The organism is Niveispirillum sp. (assembly GCF_052437035.1).
Classification (GTDB): Bacteria; Pseudomonadota; Alphaproteobacteria; order Azospirillales; family Azospirillaceae; genus Niveispirillum.
The window spans coordinates 287,938-306,554 of sequence record NZ_JBQVOH010000001.1 but is presented as its reverse complement, the minus strand read 5'-3'; the positions used below and the strand labels follow the sequence as shown (position 1 = coordinate 306,554).

General features: G+C 63.4%; 18 protein-coding genes. 5 read left to right on the top strand and 13 right to left on the bottom strand.

What is annotated here, in order from left to right:
* Positions 1-26: 26 nt before the first annotated feature.
* The 6 genes from ACT6Q8_RS01465 to ACT6Q8_RS01440 all read right to left on the bottom strand — a co-directional run bounded on the left by ACT6Q8_RS01465 (position 27) and on the right by ACT6Q8_RS01440 (position 6,409).
* Complete coding sequence (locus tag ACT6Q8_RS01465; RefSeq protein WP_444735042.1) at positions 27-308, bottom strand: DUF2442 domain-containing protein; 282 nt, start codon at positions 306-308, stop codon at positions 27-29.
* A gap of 4 nt (positions 309-312) precedes the next feature.
* Positions 313-573, bottom strand: a complete 261-nt coding sequence (locus tag ACT6Q8_RS01460) for a DUF4160 domain-containing protein (protein WP_054165882.1) — start codon at positions 571-573, stop codon at positions 313-315.
* Between the two features lie 3 nt (positions 574-576).
* Positions 577-2,025, bottom strand: a complete 1,449-nt coding sequence (locus ACT6Q8_RS01455) for an NAD(P)-dependent oxidoreductase (RefSeq protein WP_054165881.1) — start codon at positions 2,023-2,025, stop codon at positions 577-579.
* 340 nt (positions 2,026-2,365) lie between these two features.
* Positions 2,366-3,760 (bottom strand): class II fumarate hydratase, encoded by a 1,395-nt coding sequence (fumC, locus tag ACT6Q8_RS01450; RefSeq protein ID WP_444735041.1) that lies wholly within the window; start codon positions 3,758-3,760, stop codon positions 2,366-2,368.
* Positions 3,761-3,875: 115 nt separating this feature from the next.
* Positions 3,876-5,261: a hypothetical protein gene (locus ACT6Q8_RS01445; protein WP_054165879.1), complete on the bottom strand. Its 1,386-nt coding sequence runs from the start codon at positions 5,259-5,261 to the stop codon at positions 3,876-3,878.
* 11 nt (positions 5,262-5,272) lie between these two features.
* The gene (locus ACT6Q8_RS01440; RefSeq protein WP_156344378.1) at positions 5,273-6,409 is read right to left on the bottom strand and encodes a hypothetical protein; all 1,137 of its coding nucleotides are present in this window, start codon (positions 6,407-6,409) and stop codon (positions 5,273-5,275) included.
* 243 nt (positions 6,410-6,652) lie between these two features.
* On the opposite strand from ACT6Q8_RS01440, the gene trxA reads away from it, so the two are divergent.
* A complete protein-coding gene (trxA, locus tag ACT6Q8_RS01435) occupies positions 6,653-6,976 on the top strand; it encodes a thioredoxin TrxA (RefSeq protein WP_054165877.1) in 324 nt (107 codons plus the stop codon).
* Positions 6,977-7,030: 54 nt separating this feature from the next.
* On the opposite strand, the gene ACT6Q8_RS01430 is transcribed toward trxA, so the two are convergent.
* Genes ACT6Q8_RS01430 through trpA form a run of 5 tightly spaced genes read right to left on the bottom strand, consistent with a single transcriptional unit; the run spans position 7,031 to position 11,106 of the window.
* Entirely contained in the window at positions 7,031-8,356 is a 1,326-nt protein-coding gene (locus ACT6Q8_RS01430) for a bifunctional folylpolyglutamate synthase/dihydrofolate synthase (protein ID WP_444735040.1), read from the bottom strand.
* Positions 8,353-9,309 carry an acetyl-CoA carboxylase, carboxyltransferase subunit beta gene (gene accD, locus ACT6Q8_RS01425; RefSeq protein ID WP_082371919.1) on the bottom strand — a complete coding sequence of 319 codons (957 nt, stop codon included), beginning with the start codon at positions 9,307-9,309 and terminating at the stop codon, positions 8,353-8,355. The genes ACT6Q8_RS01430 and accD overlap by 4 nt, the downstream gene beginning before the upstream one ends.
* Positions 9,306-9,776 carry a hypothetical protein gene (locus ACT6Q8_RS01420; RefSeq protein ID WP_054165875.1) on the bottom strand — a complete coding sequence of 157 codons (471 nt, stop codon included), beginning with the start codon at positions 9,774-9,776 and terminating at the stop codon, positions 9,306-9,308. Before ACT6Q8_RS01420 ends, accD begins: the two co-directional genes overlap by 4 nt.
* Positions 9,773-10,234, bottom strand: coding sequence for a hypothetical protein (locus ACT6Q8_RS01415; RefSeq protein ID WP_054165874.1), 462 nt, complete (start codon positions 10,232-10,234; stop codon positions 9,773-9,775). Before ACT6Q8_RS01415 ends, ACT6Q8_RS01420 begins: the two co-directional genes overlap by 4 nt.
* 23 nt (positions 10,235-10,257) lie before the next feature.
* Positions 10,258-11,106, bottom strand: coding sequence for a tryptophan synthase subunit alpha (gene trpA / locus ACT6Q8_RS01410; RefSeq protein WP_444735039.1), 849 nt, complete (start codon positions 11,104-11,106; stop codon positions 10,258-10,260).
* 207 nt (positions 11,107-11,313) lie between these two features.
* On the opposite strand from trpA, the gene ACT6Q8_RS01405 reads away from it, so the two are divergent.
* Complete coding sequence (locus ACT6Q8_RS01405) at positions 11,314-13,356, top strand: HWE histidine kinase domain-containing protein (RefSeq protein ID WP_054165872.1); 2,043 nt, start codon at positions 11,314-11,316, stop codon at positions 13,354-13,356.
* A 4-nt stretch (positions 13,357-13,360) separates the two neighbouring features.
* Here the strand turns inward: ACT6Q8_RS01405 and ACT6Q8_RS01400 are convergent, their stop codons facing one another.
* Together ACT6Q8_RS01400 and ACT6Q8_RS01395 are read right to left on the bottom strand one after the other, a co-directional pair.
* Positions 13,361-14,161, bottom strand: coding sequence for a TrmH family RNA methyltransferase (locus tag ACT6Q8_RS01400; RefSeq protein WP_444735038.1), 801 nt, complete (start codon positions 14,159-14,161; stop codon positions 13,361-13,363).
* Between the two features lie 4 nt (positions 14,162-14,165).
* Positions 14,166-14,981 carry an undecaprenyl-diphosphate phosphatase gene (locus tag ACT6Q8_RS01395; RefSeq protein WP_054165870.1) on the bottom strand — a complete coding sequence of 272 codons (816 nt, stop codon included), beginning with the start codon at positions 14,979-14,981 and terminating at the stop codon, positions 14,166-14,168.
* A 231-nt stretch (positions 14,982-15,212) separates the two neighbouring features.
* Here ACT6Q8_RS01395 and clpS point away from each other — a divergent pair, with 231 nt between their 5' ends.
* From clpS to ACT6Q8_RS01380, 3 genes are all read left to right on the top strand, one after another.
* The gene (gene clpS, locus ACT6Q8_RS01390; protein WP_054165869.1) at positions 15,213-15,539 is read left to right on the top strand and encodes an ATP-dependent Clp protease adapter ClpS; all 327 of its coding nucleotides are present in this window, start codon (positions 15,213-15,215) and stop codon (positions 15,537-15,539) included.
* A gap of 6 nt (positions 15,540-15,545) precedes the next feature.
* Positions 15,546-17,846: an ATP-dependent Clp protease ATP-binding subunit ClpA gene (clpA, locus tag ACT6Q8_RS01385; protein WP_054165868.1), complete on the top strand. Its 2,301-nt coding sequence runs from the start codon at positions 15,546-15,548 to the stop codon at positions 17,844-17,846.
* A gap of 61 nt (positions 17,847-17,907) precedes the next feature.
* Entirely contained in the window at positions 17,908-18,561 is a 654-nt protein-coding gene (locus tag ACT6Q8_RS01380) for a hypothetical protein (RefSeq protein ID WP_444735037.1), read from the top strand.
* Positions 18,562-18,617 lie beyond the last annotated feature (56 nt).

Sequence of the window (18,617 nt, the reverse complement as noted above, 5' to 3'; positions counted from 1 at the left end):
GGTCGGGTCTTTCTTGTGTCTCAGGGTTACTCGGCGGCAGCGTCGGGATAGTCGCGCTTCAGGTCTTCAGGATGGGTGCGGTACCAAAGGCTATCGGCGCTGAAGTCAATCTCCTCCGGCCAACCCAGATAATAGCCATCCCCACCCACATACATTTTCGTGGTGAAGAAGGCTGGGTCAGCCATGACTGTACAGACGCCTCCCTTCTCGATGTTCCCTTTGAAATCCACCGTCGATATGGCGCCGTGTTTCCAGCGGATGGTCACGGTGAAGTCGGGATTGGCCGTCGCCTCTTCAATCCAGTACATGGCCTCACTCCTTGATCGTCGGGATCGGCTGCTGTGCGCGCGCATTCGTCCAGGCCTGATAAAGGGCCGGCAAATGGCGGCGCGCCCATGTCCGAATCTCCCGCAATTCGCGGGTCGTCAGTTCTCCCTTCACTTCCGCCAGAGACAGATCCGCCAGCATTATCTTGGCGGTGGTACCTCTACCTCTGATGTGAAAGTGGGGTTCACCATGGTCATCGTAGAAGAAAACGATGGCGAAGCCCATGATCCATGCGACGGTCGGCATCCCTCACTCCGCCGCCACCGCCACGCCCTGGGCGATCTTGGCCTGGATGTAGTTGTGGATGCCCACCGCGGCGTCGCGGCCATCCTTGATGCCCCAGACGACCAGGGAGGCGCCGCGCACGATGTCGCCGGCGGCGAAGACGCCGTCCAGGTTGGTCATCATGGTGGCGTACTTCACCTGCACCGTGCCCCAGCGGCTGACCTTCAGTTCCGGCACGCCGAACAGGCTGGGGATATCTTCTGGATCAAAGCCCAGGGCCTTGATCACCAGATCGGCATCCATCGTGAAGTTGGAGCCTTCGATAGGCATCGGGGTCTGACGGCCCGTGGCATCGGCCACGCCCATATGCATCTTGAAGGCCTTCACGCCCGTGACATGCGCGTCGCCAGTGAAACCTTCCGGCGCGGTCTGCCAGACGAATTCCACGCCTTCTTCCTCGGCATTGGCGGTTTCGCGCTGGGAACCGGGCATGTTCTTGCGGTCGCGGCGATAGACGCACTTCACCGACATCGCGCCCTGGCGGATGGCGGTACGCACGCAATCCATGGCGGTATCGCCGCCGCCGATGACGACGACCTTCTTGCCCTTGGCGTTTAGCTTACCCGTCTCGAAATCCAGGACCGTGTCGCCCAGGCTCTTGCGGTTGCTGGCCGTCAGGTAATCCAGCGCCGGAACGATGCCGTCCAGGCCGGAACCGGGGCCGCCCAGGTCGCGGGCCTTGTAAACGCCCGTGGCGATCAGCACCGCGTCATGCTGGGCGCGCAGGGTCCGCATGTCGGTATTGCGACCGATCTCTACACCCAGATGGAACTTGACGCCGCCTTCCTCCAGCAGCTTCCAGCGGCGGATGACCACATCCTTTTCCAGCTTGAAGCCCGGAATGCCATACATCAGCAGGCCGCCGACCCGGTCATACCGGTCATAGACATGGACCTGATAGCCCTTCTTGCGCAGCTGGTCGGCAGCGGCCAGACCGGCGGGGCCGGCACCGATGATGGCGACCGACTGTTCGCGCTCCATCCGCGGCACGATGGGCTTGACCCAGCCATTATCGAAGGCCGTGTCGGTGATATACTTCTCCACGGCCCCGATGGTGACCGTGCCGTGGGTCGACTGCTCAATCGTGCAGTTGCCTTCGCACAGGCGGTCCTGCGGGCAGATGCGGCCACAGATTTCGGGCAGGTTGTTGGTGGCCTGCGACAGCTCATACGCCTCTTCCAAGCGCCCCTCGGCCGTCAGCTTCAGCCAGTCGGGGATGTTGTTGGAGACGGGGCAATGCACTTGGCAGAAGGGCACGCCGCACTGCGAGCAGCGGTTAGCCTGTTCGACCGCGCCCTTGTCGGTGAAGCGGGCATAAATCTCGTTGAAATCCTGGCGACGGATTTCCGCCCCGCGCTTTTCGGGCATACGCTGGTCGGTGTGAACAAAGCCCAGCATCTTCTGCGTCGCCATGGAACCAATCCTTACCGTCAAACGGGGCCGGGCCCCTTCCTTTGCCGCAGTGCAAAGGGCCAAACGCCCCGCACCGTTGGAAACGGCGCCAACAGGCGGGTAATCCCCTTTCCCGAATGGCGCCGGTAAGGTTCATATAAAACGTAAAATCAGCCCCCGCCAGCAGTTTTTTGGCGTTAGGTCAGTATTGCTGACTATTTTGCCCTGCATAGTTCCATTGCATTTGCGCATACCGAGCATTGCGAACCGTTCGCAGGTGCGTAAATAGGTCCGAAACAGGACTATTGGTGATTTTATTGAGGCAGGCGGCCTGTTTGGTGGGCAGGCCGCACCCGCCCCCTCACCCCGGATGCACCATATCCTCGGGCCGCACCCATTGCTTGAACTGCGCCTCGGTCAGCAGGCCAAGGGCCATCCCGGCCTCCAGCAGGGTGGTGCCCTCATGATGCGCCTTCTTGGCGATCTTGGCGGCATTGTCATAGCCGATATGGGGGTTCAGCGCCGTGACCAGCATCAGGCTTTCACCCATCAGGCGGCTGATCCGGTCGATATTGGCCGTGATGCCAATAACGCAGTTCTCGGCAAAGGACCGGCTGGCATCGGCGATCAGCTTGATCGATTGCAGCAGGTTATAGATCAGCACCGGCTTGAACACGTTCAGTTCGAAATGGCCCGTGGCGCCGGCATGGGTGATGGTGACGTGATTGCCCATCACTTGCGCGGCCACCATGGTCATGGCTTCCGACTGGGTGGGGTTGACCTTGCCGGGCATGATGGAGCTGCCGGGTTCATTTTCGGGCAGGCTGATCTCCCCGATACCGCTGCGCGGGCCGGAGCCCAGCAAGCGGATATCATTGGCGATCTTCATCAGGGATACGGCGACGGTATTCAGCGCGCCCGATGCCTCCACGATGCTGTCATGGGCTGCCAGCGCCTCGAACTTGTTAGGGGCCGTGATGAAGGGCAGGTCGGTGATGGCGGCCACTTCCTGCGCGAAGGCCACATCAAAGCCCTTGGCCGTGTTCAGACCCGTGCCCACCGCCGTGCCGCCCTGGGCCAGGCGCAGCAGGGCCGGCTGCACCGCCTTCACCCGGTCGATGCCATAGGCCACCTGCTGTGCATAGCCGCCAAATTCCTGACCCAGCGTCATAGGCGTGGCGTCCTGCAGGTGCGTGCGCCCGATCTTCACGACATCCGCAAACTCCACGGCCTTGGCCGCCAGGGCGGCGTGCAGCTGTTCCAGGGCGGGGATCAGGTCGTGATGGATGCGTTCCGCCGCCGCGATATGCATGGCGGTGGGGAAACTGTCATTGGAGCTTTGGCCCCGGTTGACATGGTCATTGGGGTGGATCGGCTTCTTTGACCCCATCTGCCCGCCCAGCATTTCGATGGCGCGGTTTGAGATGACCTCATTGGCATTCATGTTGGTCTGGGTACCAGACCCGGTCTGCCAGACGACCAGCGGGAAATGGTCGATCAGGGTGCCGTCGATCACCTCATCCGCCGCGCGCATGATGGCGTCGGCCAGGGCGGGGTCCAACTGTCCCAGCGTGACATTGGCCTTGGCGGCGGCCTTCTTGACGATGCCCAGGCCCCGGATCAGGGCCGGCGGCATGCGTTCGCCGCCGATCTTGAAATTCTGCAAGGACCGCTGGGTCTGGGCACCCCAGTAACGGTCCACCGGCACCTCGATAGGGCCGAAACTGTCGGTTTCGATGCGGATATTGGCGGCCATCACCGGCGCCCCTCTGCTGCCAAAACGGACGCAGAGGGTAGCAGATGCACCGCCGCCCGCAATGAAGCTGTTGATGTTCCCTCAAACGCCGGGCGACCTGAAAAGGCTGCCTTGCTTACCGAAACTGCGACTTCCAATCCCGGAACAGGCGTTCCGCCTCGTCCGAGCCGGCCAGGATTTCCACCATGCGCAGGCCGTTGAACATCTGGCGTTGGCCTTCCGGTCCCATGGAGCCGTCGCGGTTGCGGGGCGCATTGCGCAGGGTGGCCAGCGTATTGTTCACCACCTGCGTCCGCGCCTCGGTAATCTTGGCCGCCACCTCACGCTGAATGCCCAGCGGTCCCGCCAGCTTGGAGGACCGGCGCAGGGCCATCGCGAACTGCTCGGCCTTCTTCACTTCCTCGTCGCTGGGCAAACCTTCATGGCTGAACAGCGCCTCGGTCAGACCCTTGTCGACATCGGCGCAGATGTTTTTCAGCACGAATTGCGCGATCTCCGCCCGGGCATTCTTGACCTTGGAGGTGATCTCCTTGTCGCGCAGCCCCTGAACCGTGTCATTAACAGAGTTCAGACCGTCCGTCAGACGTTCGGCAGCCGCCGCCAGACTGGAAACATCACCGGTAACCCCCGGATTCTCCCTGTCGAAATCGGTCGTCTGGCGCAGCAGGTTGCCAACGACATAGCCCGACATTTCCTTGGTCAGCGTTTCCTTCTCCGCCGCCGTGCCGCCCAGACGCACCTCGCCCAGCATGCGCAGCAACTCACCCGGACGCTGCATGCGCGACGCAAGGACCAGCAGCAGGGGCTGCGTCAGGGCCGCTTCTTCCTTGCCCAGTTCGATCAGGTTGTTGCGGATGATCTCCACATGCGATTCGGCCAGATCGATAATGGGGCGCGGCGGCAGGGCCGCCTTCAGCTTTTCCACCCGGAAGGCGACCGCCAGAATCTGGCGCAGCGTGTCCAACTGCCGCTGCACGTCATCGTCACGACCGAACAGGTTCAGCTTGTATTTCAGGTTGTTCTGGCATTCGGCCATGACCTTGGCCAAGGCCTCCACACCCGCCTGCCACAACGGCTCGCAGATGACGGCGATGGCGGCACCGTCGCGGTAATCGATCCCCGCCATTTCGCGCTGAACCTCCTGCTGCACGGCGGCGGGGATATGCTCCTTCACCGCGGTCCAGCAGGGCGACAGGGTGGCGCGGCAGATGCGGTTCAGACGGCGGGTGTAATGCAGGGCATCATCCAGCATGTCCTCTGCCGGCAGGAAGAACAGCCGCGACAAGGCAGGCCGGCGCGGCGGACGCAGCGTGGTCAGGCGCGGACGCATCGCCTCGAACGCGTCTGAAATTTCCGGCTTGTCACCGACCTGCTCCAGCAGGCGATAGATCTGAAGCAGCTTGCGGTCTGGCAGACGCAGCACGTCTGTGCCCAACGCCGCCCAATCACTGGGCTTTACAGGGGGCGGCGCGGGGGTACCGGGCTTGGCTTTGTCGTTCATGCTCCGCCCCCTCAGCTCATGGCCGCTTTGAGGGATTCAAGCCGCATGACGGCGTCCATATCCAGAACACCGGTGCGCCAGTCCTGGTTCACGCGGACCCATTTCTTCTGCAGGCGCTGAATGGCGTCCAGGTCCAGGGCGTCGGTGGCGGCGCTGATCTCCTCCTTCGGGATCATGGGCAGCAGGCGGGAAATATCGGTGATGGTCGTCTGCTTGGTGGCCGACGGCCCGTCCTTCACGCTTTCCCACATGGCGATCAGGAATTCCCAGCCATCCAGCAGCCAGGAGATACGGCCCACGGATTCCGCGATGACCCGGTGCAGCTTTGGCGCGTCATTGACAATCTGGCGCGCGTCACGGCAGGCGGCGTCCAGCTTGCCGATCCGCTGCCGCGCCAGGGTCAGCGTATGGTTGGCAACGGTGGCGATATAATTGCCCAGCATCGCCGCCTCCGAAGGGTCGGTATCGGCAAAATGCTGGGTACCCTGGGCAAAGGCCTGCAACCGGTCGGCCAGCGCACGCAACCGCCCGGATTTCGGCGCCTGTGGAAGGCCGACGGGCGACACCGCCTCACCGATCTGATCCACACGCGTCGTCATGTCATCGGGCGGGATATCGACCATGGCCGCCACCTTGGCCAGGGCCTGACGGGCCACACGCTTGCTGTCATCCGCCGTCATGCCGGGACGCAACAGGTCAGCGGCGCTGATATTCACCAGCTTCAGCAGTTCGGTGACCAGGATGAACTGCGTCAGCACCAGATACTGCCCGTCCTGATCGCGCAGTTCGGAAGCCCGTGTCGCCGGTTCCGGCCCGCAAACGCCGGTGGCCTGGACCGTCAGGGCGCAAGTACGGATCTGTTCGGGCGAATGGGTTTCCAGCTGTTCGATCTCCTCGAACAGCAGCCGGTCATGCAGCGTCAGGGTCATGACGTTGGGCAGACCCTTCCAGGGCAGGACATAGGTGCCCTTGCCGGCGGTGAAATTGGGCAGCAGGAATTCGAACCGGTCATTCTGGTCACGGCGCAGGCGCGCCTGACTGAGCAACGGGGTCGTGAAGGGGACGGTGACGCCGCGCTCCTCGAATGTCGCGGGCGCGAAATCCTCCATCATCTTGCGGGTACGCCCGCTGTCCCCTTGATCCGTCATGTCTGGCCGATCCGTCCCGCCTTTCGACACCGCTCGCGCGGTATGGCCTTTGTTATATATCGTATTTTAGATAGTTGGACAGTTTTCCGTTAACCCAACCGACGATTTCAAGCCACGCATGGTGCAGCGCAGGGGTGCGGTGTGCAGCGGCTTGACCCCGTGGCGGGCGGGTGCCTACATTTCCTCTCGAGAGGCGGCGCACAGGATGGCCCGCACCCATGACACAAACCCTCCGAGGGAAAAATGGCTGATATCATTCACGTTACCGACGCCAGCTTCGATGCCGACGTCCTGAAAGGTTCCGGCGCGATTCTGGTGGATTTCTGGGCCGAATGGTGCGGCCCCTGCAAGATGCTGGCCCCCAGCCTGGAACAGCTGGCCACCGAACTGGACGGTCAGGTGACCATCGCCAAGATGGATATCGATGAGAATCCGGGCACGCCGGGCAAGTATGGCGTGCGCGGCATCCCGACCCTGATGATCTTCCGCGACGGTCAGGTCACCGCCACCAAGGTCGGCGCCCTGCCCAAGCAGCAGCTGAAGACCTGGATCGAGAACAGCCTCTGATCCGTCCTGATTGCACTGAAAAAACCCCCGAAGCCGGAAGCTTCGGGGGTTTTTTCATGCGTTCAGGGCCAGGACGGTGCCCGCCAGATAGAGCGAGCCGCAGATCAGCAGCCTTCCCGGCTGCCCCTGCCCGGCCAGTGTCGCCAGTTCGGTGACCGCTGCCTCTACATCGGGGCTGGCCGCCGCATCCATGCCGGCGGTGCGGGCGAAGGCGGCGGCATCTTCCGCCGTCACGCTGTTGGGTTCGCCCGGAATGGCGACGGCGCGCAGGCGGCGCACATGCGGGGCCAGGGGGGTGAGGAAATCCAGGGGTCGCTTTGACCCCAACATGCCGAAAACCATGTCCAGCGGGCGGCCATCTGCATTCCAGCGCGCCAGTTGCCGGGCCAGAACCTCACCCGCGCTGTCATTATGCCCGCCATCCAGGAACAGTTCCCAGTCGGAGGGCAGAAGGTCGGGCAAGGGGCCACGCGTCAGACGCTGTAACCGCGCGGGCCATTCCACGGCCACCAGCCCCCGGCGGATGGCATCATCCCCAATGGTCAGCGGCAGATGGGCCGTGGCCGCGATGGCAAGGCCGGCATTATCAACTTGATGCGCGCCCATCAGGCCGGGCGGCGGCAGGTCCAGGGTGCGGGCGGCATCCTGAAAGCGGAAACCCGTGTCGGTCGCCGCCACGGACCAGTCGCGCCCATGCAGGAACAAAGGCGCCGACAGGACGGCAGCCCGTTCGGCGAAGACCGCATTGGCGACCGGGTCCGCCTGTGGCCCCGCGATGGCTGGACGGTCCGGCTTGATGATGCCCGCCTTCTCGCCCGCAATGTCGCGCAAGCTCGGCCCCAGGAACTGTGTATGGTCCAAGGAGATGCGGGTCAGCAGGCTGACCACCGGCGCGTCGATGACATTGGTGGCATCCAGCCGCCCGCCCAGGCCCACCTCCAGGATCAGAAGGTCGGCGGGCACGCGGGCGAAGGCCAGGAAGGCGGCTGCCGTCGTCACCTCGAAAAAGGTGATGGGATGGCCGTCATTGGCCCTCTCCACCTCTTCCAGGATGTCGGCAAGGTCATCGTCGCCGATCAGCGATCCTGCCAGCCGGATACGCTCGTTGAAGCGCACCAGATGCGGGGAGGTATAAACATGGACGCGATGGCCCGCCGCCTCTGCCATGGCGCGCAGGAAGGCGACGGTGCTGCCCTTGCCGTTGGTGCCGGCCACATGAACCGTCGGCGGCAGGCGGCGTTCCGGATGGCCCAGCGCCGCCAGCAGCCGTTCAATCCGGCCCAGCGACAGATCGATGACCACCGGATGCAACTGCCGCATCCGATCCAGCGCCGCCTCCAGCCGGGGGGAGGCGGGCAGCAGCGGCGGCGCCTTGATCATTGATAGCCAGCGCCACCCTGAATGGCGCTGACAGCGGGACCGGAACCGCCGGGCTTGCGGCCGCCACGGTCGCTGCCCCGACCGATCTTCACGATATCGGCGGTGGGGCCGGGACGGCGCAACAGGTCGATGACCCGGCCCAGCGTCTCCCGCAATTCCTTGCGATGGACCACCATGTCGACCATGCCATGGTCTCGCAGATATTCCGACCGCTGGAACCCTTCGGGCAGCGTCTCGCGGATCGTGCTTTCGATGACGCGGGCGCCCGCGAAACCGATCTGCGCACCCGGCTCGGCGATATGGATGTCGCCCAGCATGGCAAAGCTGGCCGTGACGCCGCCCGTGGTCGGGTCGGTCAGGACCACGATATAGGGCAGGCCCGCTTCCTTCACCATTTCGACCGCGATGACAGTACGCGGCATCTGCATCAGCGACAGGATCGCCTCCTGCATGCGTGCACCGCCCGAGGATGGGATGGCAATCAGCGGCACCTGCTGCAACACGGCCAGACGGGCGGCGGCCAGCAGCCCCTCACCCACGGCCATGCCCATGGACCCGCCCATGAAATTGAAGTCGAAGACGGCGGCAACCGCCCCCTGGCCGTTGATCTTGCCATGGGCCACGACAATGGCGTCCTGTCGGCCCGTCTTGGACTGCGCCTCTTTCAGGCGGTCGGTGTAGCGCTTCTGATCGCGGAACTTCAGCGGATCGACCAGAACCTTCGGCAGCTCGATGGTCTGATAGCCCGGATCGAACAGCGTCTTCAGCCGGCGCACGGGGTCCAGGCGCATATGGTGGCCGCAATGCTGACAGACATGCAGCTGCTCCTCCAGATCGCGGTGGAACAGCATGGCGCCACAGGACGGGCATTTGTGCCAGAGATTGTCCGGGACCTCCTTCTTGGAGACGAGGGCCTGGATCTTCGGTTTGACGAAATTGGTCAGCCAGTTCATGGGACTTCCTGGATAAGCGACGCGACGGCCCGCAACTGGTTGATGGCTGTCTGGATACTCAAGGGACCATCCAGCACGCCATGGGCAATCAGATTCCGCGCATCATATAGTCCGCAAGCGTCCCTGTACTCAACCCTCTGTCTGTCGATCAGCAACGCAAGACGTAATTTGAAGGGGATATCCTGGATACGTTTTGTACGAGGGACAACCGCACCCCATAGTTCTCGGGTACGCCAGTCTGAGGCCTCACGCCCACGATCGATCTGGACATTGACGGCGTTGTTTACCAAATCTTCAAATTGCGCGACGAGCAGGACGAAATAGGCGCGTTCATTGACATATTGAGCGGTAACCGCCGGAGGACTGCCGTCAATCTCCAACGGGCTGGACTCGTCTGCGGCCTGACGCTCGGAAAGTGCGATATCGGTCGCTAGGTACGACGCCTCAATAACGTCGAAATATTTCACCGCAAGCCGTCCAGCAGATTTTGAAACTCGGCACAGTTCAAAGGAGCGTTCTGACTCCGGTCGCGATAAGGATAGAACCGCCAGTCAGGCACCCCTGGCGCTCCATGGTCTTCGATGTAAGTCCGTCCCAAGGGGTGGAAGAGGAATAGCCGCCCACGCGTCAGCAAAACCCACCGAGATTCAGGGAAAATCTGGAGGCGCTTTTCAGAAGACCGATGCTCGATCTGAAGTCGCGGAACCTTGATAGGGACCGTGACACCCGCCTTCTTGGCGACGGGATCAAGGCTGTCGGCTTCATGACGAGTCACGCCAAAATCCTCACCAGCCGGAAGCCACCCTTCAAGGGTGCTGTACAGCTGGCGAAGGCGCGTCAGCCAATCCTGCTGTTCTGCTTCCACCTCATCTTTCGACAACAAGGGTGGAAACACATCCTGGTCATCATCAAACGCATAAGCCATGGCGCACCTCGAAGCCGTGGCACTTACACCCGGGCGGTACGCACGCCCTGGGCCAGCGCCCGCACGAAGTCTAGCACGTTGGGCACCAGGGCGGCAGTGGGCTTGCCCTCGGCGTCCAGGTTGACCTCCACCTGGCGCACGATGGCGCTGCCCACCACGGCGGCGTCGGCCACGCGGGCGACGGCGGCGGCGGCCTCCGGCGTCGTGATGCCGAAACCGACGGCCAGCGGCAGGTCGGTATGGCGGCGCAGGCGGGCCACCGCCTCGTCAATGGCGCCGGCACTGGCGCTGCCGGCGCCGGTGATGCCGGTCACGGAGACGTAATAGACAAAGCCCGAGGTATTGGCCAGCACGGCGGGCATCCGATCATCATCGGTCGTCGGCGTCGTCAGACGGATGAAATTGACACCGGCGCGCAAGGCCGGCTCACACAGTTCCCCATCCTCTTCCGGCGGCAGGTCGACCACGATCAGGCCATCCACGCCCGCCGCCTTGGCATCGGCCAGGAAACGTTCGACGCCATAGGAATAGACGGGATTGTAGTAGCCCATCAGGACCACGGGCGTTTCATCGTCGCCCTTACGGAACTCCCGCACCATATCAAGCGTTCGGGTCATACGGGCGCCATTGTTCAGCGCGCGCAGGCCCGCCGCCTGAATGGCGGGACCATCAGCCATGGGATCGGTGAAGGGCATGCCCAGTTCGATGACATCGGCCCCGGCAGCCGGCAGGCCCTTCAGCAGGGCCAGGCTGGTCTCATGGTCGGGATCACCGGCGGTGATGAAGGTGACAAGGCCGGCCCGGCCTTCCGCCTTCAGCGCGGCAAAGCGGTGGTCGATGCGGGTGGCGGCTTGGATCGGGGCGCTGGTCATGCGGGTGGGCTTCCAAACTGCTTTCAAAAGGCGGCGCACCATAGACGCAGGAACCGGACGAAACAACCGCCGCTTTGCGCGTGCCGGCCCGGCGTGGCGCGGATTTCTATGCGATTCGTCATAGGCCTGCCTCTACCGATGAAACAGCTTCACGGACACAGGTCACAGGGCGTATCAGCTATACAGCACCTAGCGAGGTCGATCAGCGTGCAGGACATCTTCGACCATCCCGCAGCGCCGACACAGGCGTTGCGTCAGGCCAATCCGTCCCGCGCCGTCGTCTGGCTGGCGCTGATGGCGCTGCTTGTCGCCTTGGCCCTGTTTGGGGCTGAACTGCTTCTGGGCCGGGCTCGCGTGATGGAGCGGGCGACCGTCGATACGCGGACAGAGGCGGATCAACTGGCCGAACATGCGGCCCGGCTGATGGGTGCCCATGCCCTTGTCCTGCGTAATGCCGAATGGCTGGTGCGCAGCCAGGGCTGGGACGCGGTGGCCAATACCCCGCACCTGCATGAATGGCTGCGCGATCTGGCCAGCGAGGCGCCCGAGGTGCAGTCCTATTGGCTGGCGGATGCCAACGGCAAGGTGCGGGTCAGCACCCTGCGCTGGCCGGCACCGGATCTGAATGTCGCCGACCGCGACTATTTCAGCTCGCACCAGAGCCAGAATGCCGGCCCGCATGTCAGCACGCGTCTGGCAGGGCGTTTGAACCCGGAATTATTCTTCGCCCTGTCCCGCCGTGTGGAGGCGCATGACGGATCGTTCCTGGGCGTTGTCCAGGTATCGATGCGGCCCGCCTATTTCGAATCCTTCTATGCCAGCGTCGCGACCCGCCCGGATGTGGAGGTGATGCTGGTCCGCAGTGACGGGGAGGTGCTGGTGCGCCACCCGGCCACGGCGGATGCGGGGCTGACGCTGGGCAATGTCACCGATCTGGTGGCGCAGCGTGATCAGACATCCGGCCTTGTCACCGCCCCGTCGCCCTTCGACGGGCAGGAACGGCTCTATGCGGTGGCCGATGTCGACCGTGTGCCGGTGCGTGTGGTCTACGGCATCTCCACGGCGGGTTTGCGCTCCGACTGGGGTTGGTCGGCGCTGGGCCATTTCAGCTTCGCCTTGCTGGCCACGCTGATGCTGTTGCCACTGGCTGCCATCGCCCTGCGCCAGACACGGCAGGCAGAGGTGGCGCAGGGGCAGTTGCGCAGTTCCAACGTGGCGCTGGAGGCACGGGTACGGGAACGCACGGCCCATCTGGACATCGCGCTGGACGATCTGCGCCGTAGCGAGGAACGGTTGAGCCGGCTGGTCAGCACGGCCCCGGTCGCCATCATGGAGATCGGACCCGACGGACGTTTCACCGATGTGAATGCCGCTGCCGAGCGTATTCTGGGCCTGTCGCGGCAGGCCATCATCGGCGTGCGCCATGACGCCGCCATCTGGCATGCAACGGCCCTGGATGGCCGGCCCATGGCCAGTGTGGATTTCCCCACGGCCCGCGCCCTGGCGGGGGAAGAGGTGCGTGACGGTGAATATGCGCTACGCGACCCCAAGACGGGCGCGCGACAGATTCTGTCCGTGAATGCCGTGCCCATCCGGGACGAGGATGGGCGCATCATCGGCTGCACCGCCACCGCCATGGATGTGACGGGCCGGTACGAGGCGGAAGACCGCCAGCGCCTGCTGATGCGCGAGGTCGATCACCGCGCCAAGAACGCGCTGGCCGTGGCGCAGGCCGTGGTGAGGTTGAGCCGGGCCGACAGTATCGAGGCCTTCACCAGCGCCGTGGAGGGCCGCATCTCCTCCCTGGCGCGGTCGCACTCCCTGTTGGCCCAGGCATCCTGGTCCGGTGCTGATCTGGAACGGCTGGTGGAGGATGAGGTGCAGGCCTTTGCGGCGGAACCGTCGCAACTGACTCTGCGCGGCCCGCGCGTCCGCCTGGGTGCGGACATGGTGCAATCGCTGGGCCTGGTGTTCCATGAACTGGCCACCAATGCGGCCAAGCATGGTGCGCTGTCACGACCGGACGGACAGGTGACGGTCGATTGGACGGTCCGCCGCAACATCCTGGAACTGACCTGGACGGAAACCGGTGGCCCTGCGGTGACGACCCCACCCACCCGCAAGGGCTTTGGCTCCACCCTGCTGGGTCAGGTGCTGCGCCATCAGCTGGGCGGGAAGATCGACATGGATTGGGCCGCAACAGGGCTGAAATGCCACGTGACCTTGCCGCTGGGCACCGGTAACGGCTGAACCGTTACCCCTTCGTCATCAGGAATACCAGGATGGCCGTGGTTGCAGACACGTTCAGCGACTGCACCCAGCCGCTGCCGGCGATGGTGACAAGGTCGGTACAGGCAGCCTGGCTGTCGGGCGGCATGCCATGTTCCTCATTCCCCATGACCACGGCCACGGGCTTTCCGCCCGGCTGCCGCGACAGGTCGGACAGGGCCGGGAACGGTCCAAGGGCGGTACCGATGGTGCGGTAAAGGCCGCCCAGCGCCTTCAAGGTGGCGGCAAAGCCGGTGGCGCGGTGCAGGTTCACATACTCGAACCCGCCTTCCGCCACGCGATAGGCGGCCTCCGACGGCAGGGCTTGGCCCGGATGATCGGAAATGAGGATGCGATCGACGCCAAAGAAGGCGGCGGTGCGCACGATGGCGCCCAGATTATGCGGGTTCGACACCCCGTCCAGGATCAGCAGCGGTTGGCCCGCCGCCGCCCAGTCATTGGCCAAATCCAGACTGAAGGGGTGGACCGGCCTGGGTGACGCCTCCACCACGATGCCGCCATGCATGGCGGAACCGGCAATCTTCTCCAGTTCTTCGGATGGGACCAGCCGGAAGGGTTTCCGGGCCGCCGCCATGCGGGTGCAGAAGGGGGCGGCCGCATGCTTCAGCCGCTCGTCGAAATACAGCTTCTCCACCCGATCCGGGTCACGGTCGAACAGGGCCGATACCGCCGGAAGGCCCCCGATGCGGAACGGCTTGCGCCGTGCCTTCACGGGGGCTTGGGGTGCGGGCTTCGGTTTCAGCGACAGGGTCGGGCGGTCAACCATGGTATCAGCCTGCGAAGAAGGTCAGCCAGGCCAGCATGATGCTGCCGATGACGATGCGGTACCAGGCGAACGGCGCGAAGCCGTGCCGGCCCACAAAGGCCACCAGCCAGCGCACCACCAGCAGGGCCGACAGGAAAGCCACGATGAACCCCACGGCAATCATGCCGACGCTGTCCACGGCCAGAACCTCACGGTTCTTATAGAGATCATAGGTGGCAGCCCCCAGCATGGTGGGAATGGCCACGAAGAAGCTGAACTCCGCCGCCGCCTTGCGCTCCACCCCCATCAGCAGCGCGCCGATGATAGTGGCACCGGACCGCGACACGCCGGGGATCATGGCCAGACATTGGGCAAAGCCGATGGACAACGACAGTTTGGGCGGGAACGCCTCCACCGCGAAATGCTGTGGCCGGGGCACCAGCCGTTCGGCTGCCAAGATGGCGATGCCGCCCGTGATCAGGGCGACCGACACCACGGTCGGGTTGAACAGCACGCTCTTGATATAGGAATGCGCAAAGACGCCGATCACGGCGGCGGGCAGGAAGGCCAACAGGATGGCGGCAGTGAACCGGTAGCTCTCGCCATTGCCCTGTACCAGCCCGCGCACCACACCCCAGAGCTTCTGGAAATAGACCAGCAAGATGGCCAGGATGGCGCCCAGCTGGATCACCACCTTGAACAGGTCCTCCGCCTGCCCCTTGAAGCCCAGCATCTCTCCCAGCAGGATCAGATGCCCGGTGGAGGAGACGGGAATGAATTCCGTCAGCCCTTCCAGCAGGCCCAGAAGGACGGCGTCGAGATATTGGGCGAGGTCGGTCAATTAGGGGGCATCCCGGCTGGCATAGGTCCGCGCCTTATAGCAGCCGGTACCGGGGGCGGCGAGGGGCATGATTGTGGCCCGATGCCGCGCCGCACTGGCATCGCCCCCGTCTCATTTCAAGTATCCTTCAAAACCTTTCGGGCAATGCAGATACGCCCTTCCAACCGGGGCCAATCATTTCATATGATCATAGGGCGCAAGAGGGGACCCATCAATTGATCGTTAACCGCCATGGCTGAGGATGACAAGCACGGGAATGGGGGGACGTCGACAGGCGTGGTCGTGAAGGCCAAGCCGAAGACGAAGAAGCCCGCCATGTACAAGGTGCTGATGCTGAACGACGATTACACCCCTATGGAGTTCGTCGTGCATGTCCTTGAACGCTTCTTCAACAAGAACCGTGATGAAGCGACGCGGATCATGTTGCATGTCCATCGGCGTGGCGTCGGCGTCTGCGGCGTGTTCACCTATGAAGTGGCGGAAACGAAGGTGACCCAGGTCATGGACTTCGCCCGTCAGCACCAGCACCCGTTACAGTGCACCCTGGAAAAGGATTAGCGCATCATGCTGTCGCGGAATCTCGAACAGACCCTCCACCGGGCCCTGGCCAACGCCAACGAACGGCGTCACGAGTATGCGACGCTGGAACATCTGCTGCTGGCGCTGACGGAGGACCAGGACGCACTGGCCGTGCTGCGGGCCTGCGGCGTGGATGTGGCGAAGCTGAAGGCAGAGCTGGTCGAATATCTGGATGGGGAATTGTCCAATCTGGTCACGACCCGCCAGGACGATGCCAAGCCCACCGCCGGGTTCCAGCGCGTGCTGCAACGCGCCGCCATCCATGTGCAAAGCTCCGGTCGCGAGGAAGTGACGGGCGCCAACGTCCTGGTCGCCTTGTTCTCCGAACGCGAAAGCCACGCCGTCTATTTCCTGCAGGAGCAGGAGATGACCCGGTTCGACGCCGTCAACTACATCTCCCACGGCATCGCCAAGGCCCCCGGCCGGGCCGAGCCGAAGCGCGTGTCGGGCGCCGATGAAGAGGCACATGCCGAAAAGGTGGTGAAGAAGGGGACGGAGGCGCTGGAAGCCTATTGCGTAAACCTGAACAAGAAGGCCCTTTCCGGCAAGATCGACGCCCTGATCGGGCGCGAGCAGGAGGTGGAGCGCACGATCCAGATCCTGTGCCGCCGGTCGAAGAACAACCCGCTCTATGTCGGTGATCCCGGCGTAGGCAAGACCGCCATCGCCGAGGGGCTGGCGCGCCGCATCGTGCAGGGTGAGGTGCCGGAAATCCTGCGCAAGGCCACCATCTACTCGCTGGATATGGGCTCGCTGCTGGCCGGCACGCGCTATCGCGGTGATTTCGAGGAGCGGTTGAAGGCCGTGGTCTCGGAACTGGAGGCGATGGAAGGCTCCATCCTGTTCATCGACGAGATCCACACCGTCATCGGCGCCGGTGCCACCAGCGGCGGGGCTATGGATGCGTCCAACCTGTTGAAGCCGGCCCTGGCGTCCGGTGCCCTGCGCTGCATCGGCAGCACCACCTACAAGGAATACCGGTCGTACTTTGAAAAGGACCGCGCCCTGGTGCGCCGGTTCCAGAAGATCGACGTCAATGAGCCGTCGATCGAGGATGCGATCAAGATCCTGGACGGCATCAAGGTCTATTACGAAACGCACCACAAGGTGCGCTACACCAAGGACGCCATCCGGTCGGCGGTGGAACTGTCGGCGCGCTATATCGGCGACCGCAAGCTGCCCGATAAGGCCATCGACGTGATCGATGAGGTCGGGGCGGCACAGACCATGCTGCCCGAGAACAAGCGCAAGAAGACCATCACCCAGAAGGATGTCGAAGCCGTGGTCGCCAAGATCGCGCGCATCCCGCCCAAGTCGGTGAGCCGTGATGACAAGGAAGTGCTGCTGAACCTGGAGCGCGACCTGAAGACCATGGTCTTCGGTCAGAATGCTGCCATCGAGGCGCTGGTGTCGGCCATCAAGCTGGCCCGCGCGGGCCTGCGCGAACCGGAAAAGCCCATCGGCAACTACCTGTTCTCCGGCCCCACCGGCGTCGGCAAGACGGAAGTTGCCAAGCAGCTTTCCCGCACGCTGGGGATCGAGCTGGTCCGATTCGACATGTCGGAATATATGGAGCGCCATACGATCAGCCGGCTGATCGGCGCGCCGCCGGGCTATGTCGGGTTCGATCAGGGCGGCATGCTGACCGATGCCATCGACCAGCATCCGCATTGCGTGCTGCTGCTGGACGAGATCGAGAAGGCGCATCCCGACATCTACAACATCCTGTTGCAGGTCATGGACCATGGCAAGCTGACGGACCATAACGGCAAGATCGTCGACTTCCGCAATGTCATCCTGATCCTGACCACCAATGCCGGCGCCGCCGACATGGCCAAGCATGCCATCGGCTTTGGCAGCGGCGTGCGCACGGGCGACGATCAGGAAGCCATCAACAAAACCTTCACGCCGGAATTCCGCAACCGACTGGATGCCATCATCCCATTCGGCAATCTGGGTCCGGACGTGGTGGCCCGCGTGGTGGACAAGTTCGTGATGGAGCTGGAAGCGCAGTTGACCGACCGGGGCGTGACCATCGAACTGACCGATGGGGCGCGTGCCTGGCTGGCCAAGAAGGGCTATGACCCCGTCATGGGCGCCCGCCCGCTGGCCCGCACCATCCAGGAACATGTGAAGAAGCCGCTGGCCGAGGAACTGCTCTTCGGCAAACTGTCGAAGGGCGGGGCCGTGCGCGTCATCCTGAACAAGGAAGGCGACGGCCTGGATTTCGACTATGCCGAGCCGAAAGGCCAAAAACGCGAGGAAAAGGTCGAAGAACTCGCGTGATTTGACATTTCGCAATAATTTGAAGACATTGGGCGTATGAGCAACGCCCAATGTCGGGGGAATGATGCGTGGCCTGAAGGTATTGAGCTGGCCTATCCTGCTGCTGGTCAGCGTGATTATGTCGGGATGTGGTGGCAACACCGCCCTGGTTCGGGACCGCGAGGATGTACCGGTCCTGCAAGGGTCCGGCAAGGCGCTGGTCTATTTCAGCGCCGGCATCGACCAGATGGGCGGGCTGTTCACCAGCGACTATGTCTCCCAGCCGATGCTGACGCTGGCGGTGGATCCGCCCGTGAAGGTGATGGAAAAAGGCGTCCTGGTTGAAAAGGCGCTTTTTTTTGCCGTTGCCCAGGACCGTTTCTTCACCTTGCCCGCCGGTCGCTACGGTTTGGCCAATATCACCACCTATGACGGTGGCCGCAACAATGCCAGCTACAGTCTGGGCCGTATCGATGGCCGATGGATCATTGATTTCGAGGTCAAGGAAGGCGATGTCCTATACCTGGGCCATTGGCATTTCGTACCCGACCGGTCGGACCCCGCCAAGGTCCGGCTGGATATCCGTGTCGATGACCGGTTCGACCAGATCGCTGCCGACCTGCGCCAGAAACTGAACAACCAGGAACCAAGCCGTGGTGACCGGCTGGTGCGGCGTCTGGTGGTTCCCAGTCGTGCGTCGATTCCGTTAACTGCGGCGCCGGCGAGCACTCCGTAAAAATGCAAGGGCCGTTGGCTGGTGAGTTGTTGCCCGTCTCGGCCAACGGCCCTTCT

What these genes read in the sequence shown, in the direction of transcription:
- ACT6Q8_RS01465 (WP_444735042.1), bottom strand. Translation starts at nt 308, where the DNA reads ATGTACTGGATTGAAGAGGCGACGGCCAATCCCGACTTCACCGTGACC.
- ACT6Q8_RS01460 (WP_054165882.1), bottom strand. Translation starts at nt 573, where the DNA reads ATGCCGACCGTCGCATGGATCATGGGCTTCGCCATCGTTTTCTTCTAC.
- ACT6Q8_RS01455 (WP_054165881.1), bottom strand. Translation starts at nt 2,025, where the DNA reads ATGGCGACGCAGAAGATGCTGGGCTTTGTTCACACCGACCAGCGTATG.
- fumC (WP_444735041.1), bottom strand. Translation starts at nt 3,760, where the DNA reads ATGGCCGCCAATATCCGCATCGAAACCGACAGTTTCGGCCCTATCGAG.
- ACT6Q8_RS01445 (WP_054165879.1), bottom strand. Translation starts at nt 5,261, where the DNA reads ATGAACGACAAAGCCAAGCCCGGTACCCCCGCGCCGCCCCCTGTAAAG.
- ACT6Q8_RS01440 (WP_156344378.1), bottom strand. Translation starts at nt 6,409, where the DNA reads ATGACGGATCAAGGGGACAGCGGGCGTACCCGCAAGATGATGGAGGAT.
- trxA (WP_054165877.1), top strand. Translation starts at nt 6,653, where the DNA reads ATGGCTGATATCATTCACGTTACCGACGCCAGCTTCGATGCCGACGTC.
- ACT6Q8_RS01430 (WP_444735040.1), bottom strand. Translation starts at nt 8,356, where the DNA reads ATGATCAAGGCGCCGCCGCTGCTGCCCGCCTCCCCCCGGCTGGAGGCG.
- accD (WP_082371919.1), bottom strand. Translation starts at nt 9,309, where the DNA reads ATGAACTGGCTGACCAATTTCGTCAAACCGAAGATCCAGGCCCTCGTC.
- ACT6Q8_RS01415 (WP_054165874.1), bottom strand. Translation starts at nt 10,234, where the DNA reads ATGGCTTATGCGTTTGATGATGACCAGGATGTGTTTCCACCCTTGTTG.
- trpA (WP_444735039.1), bottom strand. Translation starts at nt 11,106, where the DNA reads ATGACCAGCGCCCCGATCCAAGCCGCCACCCGCATCGACCACCGCTTT.
- ACT6Q8_RS01400 (WP_444735038.1), bottom strand. Translation starts at nt 14,161, where the DNA reads ATGGTTGACCGCCCGACCCTGTCGCTGAAACCGAAGCCCGCACCCCAA.
- clpS (WP_054165869.1), top strand. Translation starts at nt 15,213, where the DNA reads ATGGCTGAGGATGACAAGCACGGGAATGGGGGGACGTCGACAGGCGTG.
- clpA (WP_054165868.1), top strand. Translation starts at nt 15,546, where the DNA reads ATGCTGTCGCGGAATCTCGAACAGACCCTCCACCGGGCCCTGGCCAAC.
- ACT6Q8_RS01380 (WP_444735037.1), top strand. Translation starts at nt 17,908, where the DNA reads ATGATGCGTGGCCTGAAGGTATTGAGCTGGCCTATCCTGCTGCTGGTC.